Raw genomic sequence first — 2,042 nt, forward strand, 5'->3', positions numbered from 1 at the left:
CTCGGGCGGCCGCCGGTTCCCCCCGCCCGCGTTGACCCGCCCGCCGGCCTCCCCGCCCGGCCCCGCCTCGGCCCGCCCCGCGCCCGCCCCGCCGCCGCGGGACCCGAGGTCGGCGCTGACCCGGGCCGCCCGGCAGCCGTGGGACTCCAGCTCCCGGACGGTGTCGGCGAGTTCGGGTTCGCGCCGCGCGACCACCACGACCGACGCGCCCGCCCGCGCCAGCGCCACCGCGATGGCCCGCCCGATCCCCGAGCTTCCGCCGGTCACCACCGCCGTCCTGCCCTCCAGCGAGAACAGCCCGGACAGGTACGACGCCGTTTGATCGATCATGTACGGAAGCCTACGGGCCGCCGGGCTCCGTCGGTGCGCTCAGGGCGCGAGGCGGTGCGCCAGCCAGGCGAGGGCCTGGGGATGGCGGTACTCGATCGCCGTGTGGCCCGCCTCGAAGAGCTCGAACCGGACGGTGTCCTCGGGCACGCCGGCCCGCCGCACCGCCTCGCGGAAGGCCAGGGCGCCGAGGTCGAGGAACCACTCGTCGCGGGTCCCCGCGTCGATCCAGATCGCGCGCATGGACCGCAGCGCCTCGGCGTGCGCGGGCGCCATCCGGACAGGGTCCCAGCGCAGCCAGCGCTCCCACACCTCGGGCCGCAGCGCCCCGGTGACGGGGTCGAACGGCAGGACGGGCGTGCCGTCGGCGTCCGGCGAGAAGCACGCCGACACCGCGAGGACCTCCAGCAGCCGCAGGTCCTCCTCCTTGGTGAAGGCGACGCGGGAGCGGAAGTCGCGCCACCAGGCGAAGATGTCGCCGTCGTAGGCGCGCAGGTGGCGGACGGCGTGCAGGAAGTGCGGGATGTACTGCGCCTCGGACAGCGAGTCGCCCGAGTGGGTGGCGAACGCGCCGAACAGGTCGGGGCGCAGCATCGAGGTGACCATGGCGCCGAGCCCGCCGCTGGACTTGCCGGCGACCGCGCGGTGGTCGCGGTCGGCGAGCGTCCGGTAGCGGGCGTCGACCCAGGGGACGACCTCCTCGCACAGGTAGGAGTGGTAGCGGCCGGTGCCGGCGGAGTCGACGTACTGGCTGCCGCCGTAGGTGGTCCAGGCGTCCACGAACACCATGATCATCGGCGGTGCCTCGCCGCGGGCGAACAGCGCGTCGGTGGCGACCGGCACCGAGGTGCGGAAGGCGCCGGGCTGGTTGCTCCAGGCCGGGAGCGTGCCGGCGAAGCCGAGCAGCATGTAGACGGCCGGGTAGCGGCGCTCGGGCTCGTCGTCGTAGCCGGGGGGCGTGTACACCCACAGCGGCCTGCTGTGCGGGTCCCCGAGGGGGTTGCCGCGCAGCAGCCGGCTGTCGATGGTGCGTTCGTCGATCCGGCCGGCGAATCCGGGGGGCCACAAGGGCATGGGGGGGGTCCTCACTCTCTGTTATTACGAAAACATACTATCGGAGAAGATAGTATCTTCGCGGTGTGGAGGACTCGATCGACCGGCACATCGCCTACTGGTCCCGGGAACTGGCGGACCTCGACCCCGACCTCGAGGGCGCGATCACCCGCATGCAGACCCTCGTCGCGTTCCTCCGGCGGCGCCGCGAGGCCGCGCTCAAGGCACGCCGCCTCAAGGGCTGGGAGTACGACGTCCTCTGGCGGCTCCGCTCCACCGGGCCGCCCTACCAGGCCACGCCCACCTGGCTCGCCCAGGCGCTGGACACCCACCCCGCCACCCTCACCAGCAGGCTCGACCGGCTGGAGGAGTCGGGGTACCTCACCCGCGCGCACGACCCGTCCGACCGGCGGCGGCTCCTGGTCGCGCTCACCGACAAGGGCCACGCCGCGTGGGAGGGCACCATCGGCGACCAGGCCGCCGCCGAGCACGCGCTGCTCGCACCGCTCACCGGCGACGAGCGCGCGCAGCTGTCCGCCCTGCTCCGCAAGGTCGCCGCGGCCGTCGAGGCCGAAGGGCCGCCGCTGATGCCGCCCGTCGAACGCCCCTGACCCCACCGCGGCACCGGCACCACGCGTCCCGGCGGCCTGTCCGCGCAGGCC

General features: G+C 74.7%; 3 protein-coding genes. 1 reads left to right on the forward strand and 2 read right to left on the reverse strand.

Annotation, left to right across the window (positions count from 1 at the left end; all coding sequences use genetic code 11):
* Together ABZ914_RS50610 and ABZ914_RS50615 are read right to left on the reverse strand one after the other, a co-directional pair.
* On the reverse strand, positions 1–330 hold a 330-nt coding region (locus tag ABZ914_RS50610; protein WP_500201714.1), incomplete at its 3' end, for an SDR family NAD(P)-dependent oxidoreductase.
* Between the two features lie 39 nt (positions 331–369).
* The gene (locus ABZ914_RS50615) at positions 370–1,401 is read right to left on the reverse strand and encodes an alpha/beta hydrolase (RefSeq protein ID WP_500201715.1); all 1,032 of its coding nucleotides are present in this window, start codon (positions 1,399–1,401) and stop codon (positions 370–372) included.
* Positions 1,402–1,466: 65 nt separating this feature from the next.
* Between ABZ914_RS50615 and ABZ914_RS50620 the strand changes: the two genes are divergently transcribed.
* The gene (locus ABZ914_RS50620) at positions 1,467–1,991 is read left to right on the forward strand and encodes a MarR family winged helix-turn-helix transcriptional regulator (RefSeq protein WP_387018715.1); all 525 of its coding nucleotides are present in this window, start codon (positions 1,467–1,469) and stop codon (positions 1,989–1,991) included.
* Positions 1,992–2,042 lie beyond the last annotated feature (51 nt).

Origin of the sequence: Spirillospora sp. NPDC046719 (assembly GCF_040645715.1) — a bacterium.
In the GTDB taxonomy this organism is placed as follows: Bacteria; Actinomycetota; Actinomycetes; order Streptosporangiales; family Streptosporangiaceae; genus Spirillospora.

Coding starts and splice junctions, on each gene's coding strand:
- ABZ914_RS50615 (WP_500201715.1), bottom strand. CDS start 1,401: ATGCCCTTGTGGCCCCCCGGATTCGCCGGCCGGATCGACGAACGCACC.